The organism is Luteibacter sp. HAY1-4A (assembly GCF_056755355.1).
Genome location: NZ_JBNDHZ010000068.1, coordinates 1 through 16,587, shown reverse-complemented (window position 1 = coordinate 16,587; position 16,587 = coordinate 1). Strand labels below are relative to the sequence as shown.

The following is a 16,587-nucleotide window of genomic DNA, read 5'->3' as shown; positions in this document are numbered from 1 at the left end:
GTGATCATGCCTGTCTCCTTCGTTTCGAGGGGGTGTTCGCCGGCGTCGCCGCGACGGGCGATTCGGCGGGGATAGGGAGAGGGGTGTCCGGGTAGATCGAGCGATAGAGGGCAATCTTCTCGTCGAGGCGGGCGATCGTCTCGGTCAGCTCTGCCAGCTGCTCACGCAGGTTCGTGGCATGCCGGGCAAGCAGGTCGCCGCGTTCGCGGATGCTCTCCTGGGTCTCGCCCAGGCGGCGCAGGCGCACGTATTCCTGGATGTCGCGCATGGACATCCCCGTGCGGCGCAGTTTCAGGACGAACTGGATGAAGCGCATCTCGGCCTCGCCATAGACCCGCTGGCCGCCACGTCGCGGCACGGGGTCGATGAGGCCGATCTGCTCGTAGTAACGCAGCGTATGCGTCGTGAGGCCGGTGGCGAGGGCGGCCTCGGCGATGGTCTTGGACTCGGGCATTTCGAAAGCCTACGCCTTCGAGTGCGCTCTAAGTCAACACCCGTCCAGAAAGATGACCTATCCCTGTGGGAGCCGCTTCAGCGGCGATCCCGCGGCAGCGGGTCGGTTTGCCGCGAGCACGAATCGCCGCTGAAGCGGCTCCCACATAAAGCGCGTCATGGCAGGGCAGAATCCACCGGTGTCGGCTTCAGGTCGTTGTCCAGCGCGATCATCGTGAAGGTGCCGCGCGTGCAGAGCTCGCGGGCACCGGTCAGGAGTTCCTCCGTGAACATGGCGACGTCGACCTTCATCGACGTGCGGCCCACCGAGACCACGGTAGCCACCAGTTCCACCATCTGGCCCTTGCGGACCGGCACGTGGAAGTCCACCTGCTCGGAGCGGGCCGTGACCACCACCTTGCGCGAATAGCGCGAGGCGGCGAGGAACGCCGCCTTGTCCATCCATGCCAGCGCCTGGCCGCCGAACAGCGTTCCGAGGTGGTTGGTGTGGTCGGGGAAGACGATCTCGAGGACACGGGCCTCGGTCGGGCGGGCGATGGGGAGCATGGCGGCGTCTTCGGTCATGATGGGCTCCATTCTACCCGTCAGAAAGCCTGGTCGAACGCGACCTCTCCCTGCACGCCCACCTGGTACGAGGACACGCGGCGCTCGAAGAAGTTGGTCAGTTCCTGCACGTCCTGCAGGTCCATGAAGTCGAACGGGTTTTTCGCGCCGTACTTCTTCGGCATGTCCAATTGCACCAGGCGCTGGTCGGCGCAGTACTCCAGGTACTGGCGCATGTCGGCCACGGAGAGGCCGGCCACGCCGCCGGACAGCACGTCCTGGGCGAACTGCGTCTCGCAGGCGATGGCGTCTTCGAGCATGGCTTCCACCTGCATGCGCATGTCGTCGTCGAACAGGTCGGGCTCCTGCTCGCGCACGGTGCGCACCACCTCGAAAGCGAACGCCATATGGCCGGATTCGTCGCGGAACACCCAGTTGGTTCCGGAAGCCAGGCCATGCAGCAGCCCGCGCGAGCGCAGATAGTAGACGTAGGCGAAGGCGGCGAAGAAGAACAGGCCCTCGATGCACGCGGCGAAGCAGATCAGGTTGAGCAGGAACTGGCGGCGGTGCTCACGTGTTTCCAGGCGGTTGAGGTTCTGGATCGAGTCGATCCACTTGAAGCAGAACTCGCCCTTCTGGCGGATCGACGGAATGCTCTCGATCGCTGCGAACGCCTTGTTCCGCTCCGCTGGCTCGGGAATATAGGTGTCGAGCAGCGTGAGGTAGAACTGCACGTGCAACGCTTCTTCGTACAGCTGGCGCGACAGGAACATCCGCGCCTCGGGCGAGTTCACGTGCTGGTACAGGTTCAGCACCAGGTTGTTCGACACGATGGTGTCGCCCGTGGCGAAGAACGCAACGAGCCGATGGATCAGGTGACGATCCGCGTCGGACATCTTCGCCTTGAGGTCGGTCACGTCCAGCGAGAAGTCCACTTCCTCCACCGTCCACGTATTGCGGATGGCGGCGCGGTACATCTCGTAGAACTGCGGATACTTCATCGGCCGCAGCGTCAGTTCGAAGCCTGGGTCGAGGATATGGGTGTCGCGGGTGATGGGGGATGCGGACATGGCGTGCCTCTTGAAGGTATCTATGGCGCTGTGGGAGCCGCTTTAGCGGCGATCCCGCGGCAGCGGGCGCGCTTTCCGCGAGCACCCGTCGCCGCTGAAGCGGCTCCCACAGGTCTGCTTTTTCAGTGTTCTTCCTGTTACTGGCAGGCTTCGCAGTACTCGGGGTTTTCCAGCGAGCAGAACACCGCCGCCTCGGCCTGTTCCTGCGCATCGGCGACCGGTGCCGCCGGCACAGCTGCCGACGAACTGACCGTGGTCTTCGCGATGCGCGTGGCCGGGCGCGAGCGCAGGTAATAGGTCGTCTTGATGCCTGCCTTCCAGGCGTACATGTACATCGACGAAAGCTGCCCGATGTTCGGGTTCTCCATGAACAGGTTGAGCGACTGGCTCTGGTCGATGTACGCACCGCGCGCGGCGGCAAGGTCGATCAGTGCCTTCTGCGGGAGCTCCCACGTGGTGCGATAAACGGCGCGCAGCTCGGCCGGAATGGCCGGGATGCCCTGCACCGAACCCTCGGCCAGCTTGATCTGGTCGCGGATCTCCGACGTCCACAGGCCCAGCGTCTTCAGCTCTTCCACGAGGTAGCGGTTCACCACGAGGAAGTCGCCCGACAGCGTCTCGCGCTTGAACAGGTTCGACACCTGCGGCTCGATGCACTCGTAGCAGCCGGCGATCGACGCGATGGTGGCCGTGGGCGCGATGGCGATCAGCAGCGAGTTGCGCAGGCCTTTCGCCTTGACCTTCTCGCGCAGCTGCGCCCAGCGCCCGTCCTTGTCCGTCGGCGTGGCGGCAGGCCAGTAGTCGAACTGCAACTCGCCGTTCGCGGCGCGGCTCTCGTCGAAGCCGGGATGGGCACCGTCACGCTCCGCGATCTCGTTGGACATCGACAGCGCATGGAAGTAGATCTCTTCCGCGATGCGGGTCGACAGGGCACGCGCCTCGTCCGAGTCGAAGGGCAGGCGCAGCTTGAAGAACACGTCCTGCAGGCCCATGACGCCGAGGCCAACCGGGCGCCACTTCATGTTCGCCGTCTTCGCGGTGGCGATCGGGTAGAAGTTGAGATCGATCACGCGGTTCAGCTGGCGCACCGCGGTGCGCACGGTCGTTGCCAGCTTGTCGTAGTCGAACTGGCCGTCCACCACGTGCCGGGCGAGATTGATCGAGCCGAGGTTGCACACCGCCGTCTCGTTCTCGTTGGTGACCTCGAGAATCTCGGTGCACAGGTTCGACAGGTGGATCACGTTATGCGGCAGCGCCGTCTGGTTGCTGGTGGCGTTGGAGCGATCCTTGAAAGTCATCCAGCCGTTGCCGGTCTGGGCCAGCGACCGCAGCATGCGCGCATAGAGTTCGCGCGCCTTGATGGTCTTGGCGGCCAGTCCGTCCGCTTCCGCCTTCTCGTAGGCGGCATCGAACGCGGGGCCCCAGGTGTCCACGAAGTGCGGCACGATCTTCGGATCGAACAGCGACCAGTCGCCGTCCGCTTCGACGCGGCGCATGAACAGGTCCGGTACCCAGTTGGCCAGGTTGAGGTTGTGCGTGCGGCGGGCGTCGTCGCCGGTGTTCTCGCGCAGTTCCAGGAACTCCTCGATATCGGCGTGCCAGGACTCCAGGTACACGCAGGCGGCACCCTTGCGCTTGCCACCCTGGTTTACCGCGGCCACCGAGGCGTCGAGCGTCTTCAGCCACGGTACCAGCCCGTTGGAATGCCCGTTGGTGCCCTTGATGAGCGAACCGCGCGAACGGATGCGCGAATAGGCCAGCCCGATGCCGCCGGCGAACTTCGACAGCTGGGCCACGTCGCCGTATTTCGCGTAGATCGACTCGAGCGCGTCCTGCGGCGAGTCGAGGAGGAAGCACGACGACAACTGCTCGTGCGCGGTACCGGCATTGAACAGCGTCGGCGAGCTGGCCAGGTACTCCAGCGACGAGAGCATGCGGTACAGCTCCAGCGTTTCGGCGACGTCGTTGCCGCCGAGGGCGCAGGCGATGCGCATGAAGAAGTACTGCGGCGTCTCGATCACGAAGCGCTTCGTCGGATGGCGAAGCAGGTAACGGTCGTACACCGTGCGCAGCCCGAAGTACTCGAAGCGGCGCGACGCGTGGGTATCAATGGCGTCGTTGAGCTTGCGCGCGTTCACTTGCACGAAGTCGCGCAGGCGGTCGTTGAGGATGCCTAGCTCGAAGCCGGTCGCGATCGACTGCGAGAAGGACTGGATGTCCTGCCCCGACACCTCCTTGTCGATGAAGGCGGCGAGCAGGCGCGCGGCGAGCTGGCCGTATTCGGGCTCTTCGGCGGTGAGCGCGGCGGCGGTGCGGATGGACAGCTGGTCCAGTTCCTGCGTGGTGGCGCCGTCGTAGAGTCCGCCGATCGTCTTGAGTGCCACGCGCATCGGGTCGACGGCGTAGAGCCCGTCGGCGCTGCGCGTCACCGCGCGCACGATCTTGTTCACGTCGACGATCTCATGCCCGCCGTTACGCTTGGTCACGCGCATCTGGCCCGGATTGTGCGGGGGCGTGAGGGCGAAGGCCGGCGGCGGGTCGCTACGGTAGCCGGCGACGGGAGGCTTCCCGTTGGTCGCGGTTGCGGTTGCGGTGGGGGTGGCGACGGCGTCGGCCGTCGCGGTGCGCTCGTGCGCTGCGGAATCCATCGTGGTCATGTGTGGCGTGCCCCAGGGCCAGGTTCAAACTCCCGTTCCCTCGGACGGGGCTCGAAGCGGCGGCGACACGGGACGGGCCGGGACGGAGCGCGCAAGGCGGCTCCGGTCCGCGACGCGCCTCCCCGCGGAAGCCGTCACTGCAATCGGCACCGACAAGGCACCGACTGCTGGCAGGTCTTCGGACTCGTGGACGGGGCCCGGAGGCCTTGCCTACCCGTCGCTTCCCAGCCGCGGAGGGCCAGTGCATTGAACGGGGTCGTTTCCACTTACCGCTGCGGGGCAGTTCCGGATTCACACCGGATTCCCTATTAAGTCCGACGGGCAGTCGCGCCTCTCCGGACACCAGCGGGACACACGATATAGGTCCCCGGGGGTGCGGTCAACGCCATATGTAGTGATTCGTCGCAAGTGGCTGATCGGCAGCGCAACAGATCCCCGGCGGCTATTCGTGAAGGCCGTCTACACCAAGGGGGCATCCTTCCGACGATAGAATTCGTGTCCTTCCGGACACCATCCCCGAGGCCGATGCTGCCACCATCCACCGAGCAATCCGCCACGAAGGGCGACGAGATCGTCGAATTCGGCGCGGGATTCACCCAGGACCAGTTGCGCCAGGCGCAGAAGATGGACGCCATCGGCAAGCTCACCGGTGGCGTGGCTCACGATTTCAACAACCTGCTACAGGTCATCAGCGGCAACCTCCAGTTGCTTGCCGCAGACGTGGCGGGGAATCCCCGCGCCGAACGGCGCCTCGCCAACGCCATGGCCGGCGTGGCCCGCGGGTCGAAGCTCGCGGCCCAGCTGCTGGCCTTCGGACGCCGGCAGCCCCTGGCACCCAAGGTGGTGAACATCGGGCGCTTCGTGCGCGAGATGGACGATCTGCTGCGCCGCACCCTCGGCGAAGAGATCGAGGTGGAAACGGTGATCGCCGGCGGGCTGTGGAACACGCTCGTGGACACCAGCAATGTGGAGAACGCGCTGCTGAACCTCGCCATCAACGCGCGCGACGCGATGGAAGGCCGGGGCAAGCTCACCATCGAGGCGGGCAACGCCCTGCTCGACACCACCTATGCTTCCGCGCACGGCGACCTCCGGCCCGGCCAGTACGTCATGATCGCGGTCACCGATACCGGAGGCGGCATCCCGCCGGAGATCATCGACCAGGTATTCGAGCCGTTCTTCACGACGAAGCCCGAAGGCCGGGGGACCGGCCTGGGCCTGTCCATGGTCTACGGCTTCGTGAAGCAATCCGGCGGCCACGTGAAGATCTACAGCGAGCCGGGCCACGGCACCACCGTGAAGCTGTACCTGCCGCGGTCGGTGCAGAGCGAAGATCGTATCGTCGACATCGAGGAAGAAGACCTTCGCGGCGGCGACGAAACCGTGCTGGTGGTGGAGGACGACGACGCCGTCCGCGACACCGTGGTCAGCATGCTCGGCGACCTCGGTTACCGCGTGTTGAAGGCGCGCGACGCGGCCAGCGCGCTGTCGATCATCGAGAGCGGCATCGCCATCGATGTGCTCTTCACCGACGTGGTGATGCCCGGTTCCCTGCGCAGCCCGGAACTGGCCCGCAAGGCCGTCGAGCGTCAACCGGGTATCGCCGTGCTCTTCACCTCGGGATACACCGAGAACGCCATCGTCCACGGCGGCCGTCTGGACGAAGGTGTTGAATTGCTGAGCAAGCCATACACCCGCGACCAGCTCGCCCGCCGCATTCGCCACGTGCTCGCCGAGAAAGCCCGGAAAACCGCCAGCGTCATGGCCGCGGTTCCCGGGCCGCCGGCGGCACGCCCGTTGCGCGTGCTGGTCGTGGAAGACGACACCCTGATCCGCATGTCGATCAGCGAAATGCTGGAGAGCCGTGGCCATGTGGCCTTCGAGGCGGCCGATGGCAAAGAGGCGTTGCGCCTGCACGAAGCGCAGCAGATCGACGTGCTCCTGGCCGACGTGGGCCTGCCCGGAATGAACGGCGTGGACGTAGCGGAGAAGCTGCGCGAGGCGCAGCCGGACCTCCCTGTCCTCTACGCCACCGGCGATCACATGGCGAATGGCGTGCGGCCCGACGAACGCACGGCAATCATCGTGAAGCCCTATGGCGTGATGGACCTGATGGACGCCATCGGCCGGATCGCCCGTCGCTAGCCCGCGAACCTTTGTGAGCCGCTTCGACGGCGACGCAATCTATCCATCCCGTCGTGCTTCCATCCGGTGGAGCACATCGTGATGCAGATCACCTTTTAGGTCTCAACGCATCATTTTTCGGACGAGTCTTATATCGCTCATGCGAATGGCAACCTAGCTTTGCTTCCGATCTGAACGGGAGGTTCGGCGGAAGCCGCAATATGAAGGTTGGCCATCTGCTGCTGGGGATATTGGTTACGGTGATATGGGGAAGCAATTTCTCCGTGATAGAAGTGGGGCTTCGTGACCTCGATCCATTTCTTCTCACGGGGTTACGCTTCACTTTCACGGCGCTCCCATTGATCTTCTTTCTCCGCAGACCGCGCGATGTTTCGGTCAAGGTTCTGGCGACATACGGCGTCCTGTTCGGCGTCGGGCTGTGGTGGGTCGTCAACGTTGCGATGTCCAAAGGGCTCTCACCGGGGCTGTCGTCCCTGGTGTTGCAGTTCAGCGCGTTCTTTACCGTGATTCTCAGCGCGCTGCTGCTGCGCGAGCGCATCCGTGCGCCGCAATGGATGGGTATGGGGTTGGCGGGCGGCGGCCTGATGCTCGTGATCGGCTTCACCCAGGGGAAGTCCACGACGCTCGGCGTCGCGCTGGTGCTTCTCGCCGCGCTCAGCTGGAGTGCCTGCAACCTGATCGTGAAGCGGCACAAGCCTGCCGACATGCTGGCCTTCATTGCCTGGTCGAGCGTGTTCTCGGCACCGGCGCTGTTCCTGCTCACCTGGATCCAGCAGGGATCCGCACCCTTCGTAGGGTTGATGGATGGAGTGAGCTTGCGGGCAGCGGGATCGGTGTTGTTCCAGGCATACGTCACCACCGTGTTCGGCTACAAGGTCTGGAATGACCTGATGAAGACGTACCCCGCGGCCCAGGTGGCACCGCTATCGCTCATCGTCCCGGTCTCCGGCATCGTGACGTCGTGCCTTATCTTTGATGAGCGCTTCGGTGTCATTGTCTGGGCAGGCATTGTGACGATGCTCGCCGGGGTTATGGTTTTCGTGCTGGGACCTCGCCTGTGGCGTCCGGGCGCTTGATGGCAAGAGTCGATTTCCTTGTGATGTGGGAGGCGCTGCAGCGGCGATGGCGACCCGCGGCGAGGTGACGGGCTCGCTGCAGGATCGCCGGCATAGGGGGTTCTCACAAGGGTTCAAGGAAGCATATGGCCGCCTGTCACGCCATATGTCTCGCCGGTGATGAAGCTCGCCTCCTGGCTCGCCAGCAACACGTACACCGGCGCGCATTCCACCGGTTGGCCGGGTCGTCCCAGCGGCACGTTCTTGCCGAATTCCACCACCTTGTCCTGCGGCTGGCCGCCGCTCGGTTGCAGCGGCGTCCATACCGGCCCCGGGGCCACGGCGTTCACGCGAATGCCTTTACCGGCCACCTGTTTCGCCAGGGATTTCGTGAATGCCACGATGGCCGCCTTGGTCGGGGCGTAGTCCAGCAGGATGTCCGACGGTTCGTACGCCTGGATGGAGGCAGTGTTCACGATGGCGGCGCCCGGCGGCATATGCGGCAGGGCCGCCTTACTCAGCCAGAACAACGCGAAGACGTTGGTGCGGAAGGTCGCTTCGAACGATTCGCTGTCGAGTTCCTCAATGGACTTCGCGAACTGCTGGCGCCCGGCCACGTTCGCGAGGATGTCGAGGCCGCCGAGTTCCTTCACCGTCTTCGCCACCAGGTCCTTGCAGAAGGCCTCGTCCTTCAGGTCGCCGGGAAGACCGACGATCTTGCAACCTTCACCCTTCAGCAGGGCGATCACCTCGTCGGCATCCTTCTGTTCCGAAGGCAGGTAATTGATGACCACGTCGGCGCCTTCGCGGGCGAAGGCGATCGCGGCCGCGCGGCCGATGCCGGAGTCGCCACCGGTCACCAGCGCCTTGCGGCCGTTGAGGCGGCCATTGCCGCGATAGCTGGTTTCGCCGTGGTCGGGCTTCGGCACCATTTCCTTCGCCAGACCGGGCGCCGGCTGCGGCTGCTTGGCGAATTCGGGCTGCGGATACTGCGTGCGCGGATCGCGCATGGCATAGGGGTCTTTGCTTGCGGCGTTGGCCATGGGGAAGGTCTCACGTCGGGGGATGAGGCCTTCCTGTTTACGGGGCGGCGCGTCCATGCGCCGTCCACGTCACGTCATGTCATTGGCCCATGCCGATCATCTTCTTGCCCTGCTTGAGCACCGCGTCGCACACCTTGCGGGTGAGCTGGGCCTTGATGTCGCCGTTGTTCCCCGCCTCGGCACCGGAGATGTCGAGGGTCTTGCCGCTGGAGGATTTCAGCAGGCCCTTCGCCCCGTCGCGGTAGCCGGGGTCCTGGGTGCCGACCGTCCGCGACTTGGCGCCGAGGCTGCCCAGCAGTCCGTCTTTCACGCCTGCGGCGTCGCCACCCAGGTAGTTGTTCGTCATGCAGTACTGGAGGATGCCCGCGGCGTTGCCCGCCGTTCCGGAGGTGAGCGACGTGCCGCCACCGCCCATCAATCCCTTGAGGCTGTCCAGCTGGGCGGCTGGGGCGGGCGTGACGGTCACGGCAATGGCGAGGGCTATGCCGGCGTGGAAGGTCTTCATGACGTGGCTCCAGGTTCGAGGTCCGGAAGGCATAAACCCTCATGCGTTAGCACAATGTAAGAAAGTGCCCTGGCGCCGGTTATCCTCGGGATTCATGCCGAAGCCCGGGCCGCTCCGTTGATCGCATATCGTCTCGCTCTCACTGCCGCGTTCTGTTTCTATCCGGCGTTCGCCAGCGCGGCCGTCACCATTGATAACCCGCGTGTGGAACACGCCGACGCGCCGACCTACGTCGACGTGGCCCGGCCACGGTTCTCGTGGATCGTGCACAGCGACACGAATGGCACGGTGCAAACCGGTTATCGCGTCGTCGTGTCGCGGCGAGGCGACATCGTATGGGACAGCGGCCCGATCGACAGCGCGCGTTCCTTCGGCATCGTCTACGGTGGCCCGGCCTTGCAACCGGGCGAACGCTACGAGTGGCGAACGGACGTGCGGACGTCCGCCGGCGAAGCCACCACCTCGTCGCGCTTCGACACCGCGCTCGACGACGCCGGATGGCGGGTGGCACGCTGGATAGGGAAGGACGACGATTCGCTGCCCGCGCCCCTGTTGCGCAAGTCGTTCCGCGTGGACGGCGCGGTGACACGGGCGATGCTCTACGTCACGGCCGGCGGTTACGCCGACGTATCCATCGATGGCAAGCCCACGAGCGACGCGGTGCTGTCGCCGGGGTTCACCGACTACGACAAGCGCGTTGAAACGGTCGCCACCGAGGTGAAGCTCGCCGCCGGCGAACATGTTCTGGCGGCCGAGCTGGGGCGCGGGTTCTACGGGCTCACGAACCGCAACGTGTGGCACTGGGAACGCGCGCCATGGCATGGTCGTCCGAGGATGCGCGCCTTGCTACGCATCCAGTATGCGGATGGCCGCACGCAGGCCATCGGCAGCGACACCAGCTGGCAGCTGGCAGACGGTCCGACGCGTCGCGACGATCTCTACGGTGGCGAAACCTACGATGCAAGGCTGTCGACGCCGCAGGCATGGAAAGCGGCCACGGAACTTCCCGCTCCGCGTGGAAAACCGGTGGCACAGACCGAGCAGCCGATCCGTGTCGTGGCATCGCTCGCCGCCACGTCGGTGAGCGAGCCGCGTCCAGGCGTTTACGTGTTCGCCTTCCCGCGCGTGATAGCGGGCTGGGCCACCTTCGACGTCGACGGCCCCGCAGGCAGCACGATCGTCGCCACCTACGGCGAGAAACTGCTGCCCGACGGCACCGTGGACGCACGCGACGAACACCACTACTTCAAGGACGGATTCCAGACCGATCGTCTTACCTTGGCGGGCGGCCCGCTGCGCTGGCATCCGCGTTTCTCGTACAAGGGCTTCCGCTACGTGCAGGTGCAAGGCTGGCCCGGCGGCAAGCCGCCGCTCACGGCGGTGACGGCGCAGGTAGTGCATACGGATGTGGCCGTCACCGGGCACTTCGACAGCTCGAACGCGTTGCTCGACTGGATCCACACCGCCGCCGTGGACACCATGCTCAACAATCTCTACGGCATTCCGACCGACACGCCGATGTACGAGAAGAACGGCTGGACGGGCGACGGCATGCTCGGTGCCGACATGTTCCTGCGCAACTTCGACGCCGGGCGCCTGTTCGCGAAGTGGGTGCGCGACATCGCGGATGCGCGTAACGCCGATGGCGCACCGTTGTTGATCGCGCCGAACCCGGGGTGGGGGAACGCCCGCGCGCCGACCTGGCACGCTGCCTACGTCTTCATTCCATGGTCGCTATGGATGTCGACCGGAGACAGGCAGCCGATCGAGGAACACATCGCGGGCATCGAGCGTTACGTGGCGATGGAAGATGCGCGCTCGCCGGACGGCATCGCCGACACCGAGCTCGGCGATTGGGTGAGTCCGGAAACCGATCCGGCCGGAGAGAATGCTCCCGAGGACAAGCGCGTCGCCGCGACGGCATATCTGTACGGCATGCAGCGTCGAACGGCCGACATGTTGCGGCTTGTCGATAACCCCGTGCGCGCAGCGTGGTTCGACGAACGCGCGGACGCGGTGCGCAACGCATTCAATGCGCGTTTCCTCGATCGTGCCGCGGGCCGCTACCGCGGCGAGGGCGACAAGGGCTATCGGCAGGCGCACAACCTCCTGGCCCTCGCCTTCGGCCTCGTGCCGACCGACCTCGTGGACAAGGTGGCGGCCGGCGTCGCGGCGGATGTGAAGGCCCGGGGCGATCACCTGGACACCGGCGCGCTCGCGACGAAGGTCATCCTGCCGGTACTCACCGGCACGGGTCATGCCGCCGAAGCCTGGGCCATCGCGACCCAGACGACGTTTCCGAGCTGGGGATTCTGGCGGGCGAACGGCGCCACCAGCCTTTGGGAACATTGGAAGCTGGCCTCCCGGTCCAGGGGGCACTACTTCCTCGGCACGATCGACGACTGGCTTTATGGCGATGTGGCAGGGCTGCGCCCGCTGGAACCCGGCTGGCGCCGGTTCGAGGTGCGGCCTGCTTTCACCGCGTTCCTCGACCATGCCTCGGCGGCCGTCATGACCCCATATGGCGAAGCGTCGGTGGCATGGCGAGCCTCGGCGGGAAAGGTGACGGCGGAGGTCGTCGTCCCGATGGGTGCCGAGGCCGTGGTGGTCCTGCCGGGCATGCCACCACGGACCCTGGGGTCTGGCCGGCACTCGCTCTTCACACATTGAAACGGGCGCTTCGTAAAGTCTTACCGATTCCGGCCGCTACAGTCATCACGGGGTAACACGAGGGTGATGGCAATGTCGGCGGTAACGAACTGGTTTGGACGCACGCGGCTCAATACGCGCGTGTGGATGGTCATGACGGTGGTCGTGGTGGGCCTGGCAGCTCAGACGATCATGGCCGGCTTGGAAAGCCGGCAGGTGCAGATGCAACAGCTTGAAGAATCACTGGCCCAGCATGTGACGGCGGCCTCGGCCATCGCCGAAAGCTTTCGCGCACGTGCTGAAAAGGGCGAGATGAGCATGGACAACGCGAAGGCCGCTGCGCTCCGGGACATCGAAGCGATGCGCTGGGCCGATGGCTCGGGTTATGTCTTCTCGTTCGATTCGGATCTCAAGATGCGCATGCATCCGCTGCGCCATAGCGATGTCGGCAAGGACATCCGTAACGACGTCGATGGCAAGGGCTTCCATCATTACGAAGCCATGCTCGCCGCCGACAGCAAGGATGGCCACGGCATGACGCGTTACACCCAGATCATGCCGAAGACGAAAGAGCTGCGCGACAAGATCAGCTACTCCACCTGGTACAAGCCCTGGGACCTGCACTTCGTTTCGGGCGCGTACTTCCAGGATATCGACGCGAACTTCGAAGCGCAGCTGAAAGCGAATCTACTGAAGTCGGGCCTCATCGCCCTGCTGGCACTCTTCATCGTGTGGTTCTCGATGAGCAGCATCCGCGCCACGGTGGGTGGCGAACCGACCGACGCGGTGGAAATCGCCGGGCGCATCGCCGGCGGCGATCTTCGCACCGACGCGGCGGCCTATGCGCCGGAAAGCCTGCTCGGCGCGCTCGAGCGCATGCGCGGCACGCTGGCGTCGATCGTCACCGAGGTGCAGGAAGGCGCGCACGTCGTCTCCACCACCTCGGGCGAAATCGCGCGCGGCAACGACGACCTGTCGCAGCGAACGCAGGAACAGGCGTCGAGCCTGGAAGAGACCGCGGCCTCGATGGAAGAAATGACGGCCACGGTGCGGCAGAACGCCGACAACGCCATGGCGGCCGATCGCCTGTCGCGGCATGCGCGCGGGGAAGCGGAGAAGGGTGGCGCCGTAGTGTCCCAGGCGATGGAAGCGATGCACCAGATCGGCGATTCCAGCCGCCGCATCGGCGACATCGTCGGTCTCATCGACGACATCGCCTTCCAGACCAACCTGCTTGCACTCAACGCGGCCGTCGAAGCGGCACGCGCCGGCGAGCAGGGCCGCGGGTTCGCCGTGGTCGCGGCGGAAGTCCGCCGGCTGGCCCAGTCCAGCGCTGCGGCATCGCGTGAAATCAAGGGGCTGATCGCCGAAAGCGGCGAGCGCGTCGACGCCGGCACGGCTCTCGTCCAGCAATCGTCGCTCGCCTTGCGCGATATCGTCGACAGCGTGAAGAAGGTGACCGACATCGTCGCGGAAATCGCCGCCGCCAGTGCGGAGCAATCGTCGGGCGTCGACCAGGTCAACCTCGCCATCGCGCAGATCGACCAGGTGACGCAAGAAAATGCGGCGCTGGTGGAAGAAGCCGCCGCCGCAGCGAAGTCGATGCAGGACCAGGCGGCGTCGCTGCACGAACACGTGGCGTTCTTCACCGTGGACCACGACGGAAAGGTACGCCAGGAGCGCACGGCGTCCGAACGGAGCGAGCACGACTTGAAGTTCGGGCAGCGTTCCGCCGACGGCCGTGAAACCGCGGGTGCCGATGCCTGGACCGAATTCGCGTAAGGGTTCCTCACCGCTAGCCGGCAACCTGTTTCGTTGCCGGCCGACGGGCCTCGTCCACCCCGGTTTCACGATGGCGTGTTCACCCTAAGCGGATACGGGAAGCCCGTGCCGCATCTGGGAGGCCATCGTGAAACGCGCAAGGAAACACCATCCGGCGACGTTGCTCACTGCGTGCATTTTCGCGCTGGTCGGTGCCGCGACGCTGCTCGGCGGCATCAAGCTGGTGAACCTGGGCGGCTCGGTGTACTACCTCGTCGCCGGCGCCGTCATCCTGGTGGTTGCCGCGCTCTTGTTGTTCCGCCTGCGCGTGGCCGTACCCATCTATGGCCTGTTCCTGCTGGCCACGGCGGCATGGTCGGTCTGGGAGGCGCATCTCGACTGGTGGCAGTTGCTGCCACGCCTCGACGTCTGGTTCGCACTTGGTTTGTGGCTGCTCTTGCCTTGGCCCCGGCGCGGGCTCAATCGCGACAGCCTGTACGAGACCTCGCGGCGCACGGGAGGTGGCTTCCTTGCCTTCTCCCTGCTCGTGGTGGCGATTGTCGGCATCGCCGGTGCGCTGCACGCCGAGCCCGATCTCGCCGGCGAGCTGCCGATGACCGAGGTCTCCGGCCCGCAGGGCGACAGGACATGGCAGCCGGATGGCGACTGGACCGACTACGGTGGCTCGGCGTACGGTCAGCGCTATTCGCCGCTGAAGCAGATTACGCCGGCCAATGTCGGCCAGTTGCAGGTGGCCTGGACGTTCCGCACGGGGGACATGCCGGGGCCGGACGATCCGACCGAGACAACGCTGGAAAACACGCCGCTTAAAGTAGGCGACACGCTTTACCTGTGCACGCCGCACAGCAAGGTGATCGCACTGGATGCGGCGACGGGCCAGAAGCGCTGGGAGTTCGATCCCAGGATCCAGAGCCCGGTGGGCTTCAAGCACTGGGAACACATGACCTGTCGCGGCGTTTCGTACCACGACGACGCGAAGTACGCCGACGCGACGATTCCCGCGCCGGCCACGACCACGGGTTCGCCCGCTACGGCAGCATCCACGGCGTCATTGCCAGCGTCGTCGTCGCTGTCCGCGACCTGTCCACGCAGGCTGTTCCTTCCGACGGCGGACGCACGGCTGATCGCCCTCGACGCGGACTCGGGGAAACCCTGCGACGACTTCGGCAACCACGGCACGGTGGACCTCCGCGCGAACCTCGGACCTTTCACCCCCGGCGGGTATTACTCGACGTCGCCGCCCGCGGCCACGAAGAACCTGGTCATCATCAGCGGGCACGTCACCGACAACGAATCGACGAACGAGCCCTCCGGCGTGGTCCGAGCGTTCGACGTGCACGACGGTCACCTTGTCTGGAACTGGGACGCAGGCAATCCCGACGCCACCGAGCCGATCGCCCCCGGCGCTACCTACACGCGCAACTCGCCGAACGTCTGGTCGCTCTTCAGCGTCGACGAAGACCTCGGCATGGTGTACCTGCCGATGGGCAACCAGACGCCGGACCAGTACGCCGCGGGCCGCACGCCCACCTCGGAAAAGTACGGTGCCGGCATCGTGGCCCTCGACATCGCCACGGGCAAGGTCAAGTGGAACTACCAGTTCACGCACCACGATCTCTGGGACATGGACATCGGCGGACAGCCGACCTTGATGGACATGCAGACCGCCGACGGGATGAAACCGGCGCTGCTCGCTTCCACCAAGCAAGGCAGCATCTACGTGCTCGACCGCCGCGACGGTACGCCGATCGTTCCTATCCGCGAGGTGCCGCGACCGCAGGGCGCCGTGCCGGGCGACCACACGTCGCCCACGCAGCCGCAGTCGGATCTCAACCTTGCGCCGTCCGACCTGCGCGAGAAGGACATGTGGGGCACGACGCCGCTCGACCAGTTGTGGTGTCGTGTGCGCTTCCGCTCCCTGCGCTACGACGGCATGTTCACCCCGCCTTCCGAGCAGGGTTCGCTGGTATTCCCCGGTAACTTCGGCGTCTTCGACTGGGGCGGCGTATCGGTCGACCCGGCGCGGCAGCTCCTGCTTCTAAATCCCAGCTACATGGCGTTCCAGTCGCGCCTCATCCCCAAGGAGAAGCTGGCGAAGATGGAGCTGGGCCCGGCCAAGAGCGAAACCGAAGGCGTGAAGATGGCCAAGGGCATTCCCTATGGCATCGAACTGAAGCCGTTCCTCTCGCCGCTGGGTATTCCATGCCAGGCGCCACCGTGGGGCTATGTCGCGGGCGTCGACCTGCGCACTGGTAAGACGATGTGGCGGCACAAGAACGGCACGATCGTCGACAGCGCGCCGCTGCCCATCCCGATGCCCCTCGGCGTGCCGAGCATGGGCGGCATGGTGACCACGGCCGGCGGGGTTACGTTCCTCTCCGGCACGCTGGACTATTACATCCGCGGCTACGATGTGCGCACCGGTCGCAAGCTATGGGAGGCCCGCCTGCCCGCCGGTGGCCAGGCTACGCCGATGACGTATGCCGACCGCTCGGGACGCCAGTATCTATTGGTGAGCGCGGGAGGACACGGCTCGCTGGGCACGAAGCTCGGCGACTGGGTCGTCGTCTACGCGCTGCCGAAATAACCGGGTGTCGGGGGGGGCGCGGGGTGGGGGGGGGGGCGGGGGGGGCGGGGCCCCTGGGGGCCCCCCGAGGGGGGGGGGGCCCCCCCCCCCCCCCCCCC

Annotated in this window: 11 protein-coding genes and 1 riboswitch; of the genes, 5 read left to right on the top strand and 6 right to left on the bottom strand. The window is 65.7% G+C overall.

Features of this window, described 5'->3' with window-relative positions:
- Positions 1-4 precede the first annotated feature (4 nt).
- The 4 genes from ACPYOD_RS17730 to ACPYOD_RS17715 form a co-directional block, all read right to left on the bottom strand.
- Positions 5-454 carry a MerR family transcriptional regulator gene (locus ACPYOD_RS17730; RefSeq protein WP_481303034.1) on the bottom strand — a complete coding sequence of 150 codons (450 nt, stop codon included), beginning with the start codon at positions 452-454 and terminating at the stop codon, positions 5-7.
- Positions 455-609: 155 nt separating this feature from the next.
- Positions 610-1,017, bottom strand: coding sequence for an acyl-CoA thioesterase (locus ACPYOD_RS17725; protein WP_481303033.1), 408 nt, complete (start codon positions 1,015-1,017; stop codon positions 610-612).
- Positions 1,018-1,037: 20 nt separating this feature from the next.
- Positions 1,038-2,066 carry a ribonucleotide-diphosphate reductase subunit beta gene (locus tag ACPYOD_RS17720; protein ID WP_481303032.1) on the bottom strand — a complete coding sequence of 343 codons (1,029 nt, stop codon included), beginning with the start codon at positions 2,064-2,066 and terminating at the stop codon, positions 1,038-1,040.
- A 137-nt stretch (positions 2,067-2,203) separates the two neighbouring features.
- A complete protein-coding gene (locus ACPYOD_RS17715) occupies positions 2,204-4,723 on the bottom strand; it encodes a ribonucleoside-diphosphate reductase subunit alpha (protein WP_481303031.1) in 2,520 nt (839 codons plus the stop codon).
- A gap of 152 nt (positions 4,724-4,875) precedes the next feature.
- Positions 4,876-5,085: riboswitch (cobalamin riboswitch) on the bottom strand.
- A gap of 163 nt (positions 5,086-5,248) precedes the next feature.
- On the opposite strand from ACPYOD_RS17715, the gene ACPYOD_RS17710 reads away from it, so the two are divergent.
- Positions 5,249-6,868 (top strand): response regulator, encoded by a 1,620-nt coding sequence (locus tag ACPYOD_RS17710; RefSeq protein WP_481303030.1) that lies wholly within the window; start codon positions 5,249-5,251, stop codon positions 6,866-6,868.
- Between the two features lie 200 nt (positions 6,869-7,068).
- Entirely contained in the window at positions 7,069-7,944 is an 876-nt protein-coding gene (locus tag ACPYOD_RS17705) for an EamA family transporter (protein WP_481303029.1), read from the top strand.
- A gap of 113 nt (positions 7,945-8,057) precedes the next feature.
- On the opposite strand, the gene ACPYOD_RS17700 is transcribed toward ACPYOD_RS17705, so the two are convergent.
- On the bottom strand, positions 8,058-8,966 hold the full coding sequence (locus tag ACPYOD_RS17700) for an SDR family oxidoreductase (protein WP_481303028.1): 909 nt from the start codon (positions 8,964-8,966) through the stop codon (positions 8,058-8,060).
- Between the two features lie 79 nt (positions 8,967-9,045).
- Positions 9,046-9,471: a DUF2501 domain-containing protein gene (locus ACPYOD_RS17695; protein WP_481303027.1), complete on the bottom strand. Its 426-nt coding sequence runs from the start codon at positions 9,469-9,471 to the stop codon at positions 9,046-9,048.
- A 117-nt stretch (positions 9,472-9,588) separates the two neighbouring features.
- On the opposite strand from ACPYOD_RS17695, the gene ACPYOD_RS17690 reads away from it, so the two are divergent.
- From ACPYOD_RS17690 to ACPYOD_RS17680, 3 genes are all read left to right on the top strand, one after another.
- On the top strand, positions 9,589-12,141 hold the full coding sequence (locus ACPYOD_RS17690) for a family 78 glycoside hydrolase catalytic domain (RefSeq protein ID WP_481303026.1): 2,553 nt from the start codon (positions 9,589-9,591) through the stop codon (positions 12,139-12,141).
- Between the two features lie 72 nt (positions 12,142-12,213).
- A complete protein-coding gene (locus tag ACPYOD_RS17685) occupies positions 12,214-13,902 on the top strand; it encodes a methyl-accepting chemotaxis protein (RefSeq protein ID WP_481303025.1) in 1,689 nt (562 codons plus the stop codon).
- 127 nt (positions 13,903-14,029) lie between these two features.
- Entirely contained in the window at positions 14,030-16,489 is a 2,460-nt protein-coding gene (locus ACPYOD_RS17680; RefSeq protein ID WP_481303024.1) for a glucose/quinate/shikimate family membrane-bound PQQ-dependent dehydrogenase, read from the top strand.
- Positions 16,490-16,587: the final 98 nt, after the last annotated feature.

Coding starts and splice junctions, on each gene's coding strand:
- ACPYOD_RS17730 (WP_481303034.1), bottom strand. CDS start 454: ATGCCCGAGTCCAAGACCATCGCCGAGGCCGCCCTCGCCACCGGCCTC.
- ACPYOD_RS17725 (WP_481303033.1), bottom strand. CDS start 1,017: ATGACCGAAGACGCCGCCATGCTCCCCATCGCCCGCCCGACCGAGGCC.
- ACPYOD_RS17720 (WP_481303032.1), bottom strand. CDS start 2,066: ATGTCCGCATCCCCCATCACCCGCGACACCCATATCCTCGACCCAGGC.
- ACPYOD_RS17715 (WP_481303031.1), bottom strand. CDS start 4,723: ATGACCACGATGGATTCCGCAGCGCACGAGCGCACCGCGACGGCCGAC.
- ACPYOD_RS17710 (WP_481303030.1), top strand. CDS start 5,249: ATGCTGCCACCATCCACCGAGCAATCCGCCACGAAGGGCGACGAGATC.
- ACPYOD_RS17705 (WP_481303029.1), top strand. CDS start 7,069: ATGAAGGTTGGCCATCTGCTGCTGGGGATATTGGTTACGGTGATATGG.
- ACPYOD_RS17700 (WP_481303028.1), bottom strand. CDS start 8,966: ATGGCCAACGCCGCAAGCAAAGACCCCTATGCCATGCGCGATCCGCGC.
- ACPYOD_RS17695 (WP_481303027.1), bottom strand. CDS start 9,471: ATGAAGACCTTCCACGCCGGCATAGCCCTCGCCATTGCCGTGACCGTC.
- ACPYOD_RS17685 (WP_481303025.1), top strand. CDS start 12,214: ATGTCGGCGGTAACGAACTGGTTTGGACGCACGCGGCTCAATACGCGC.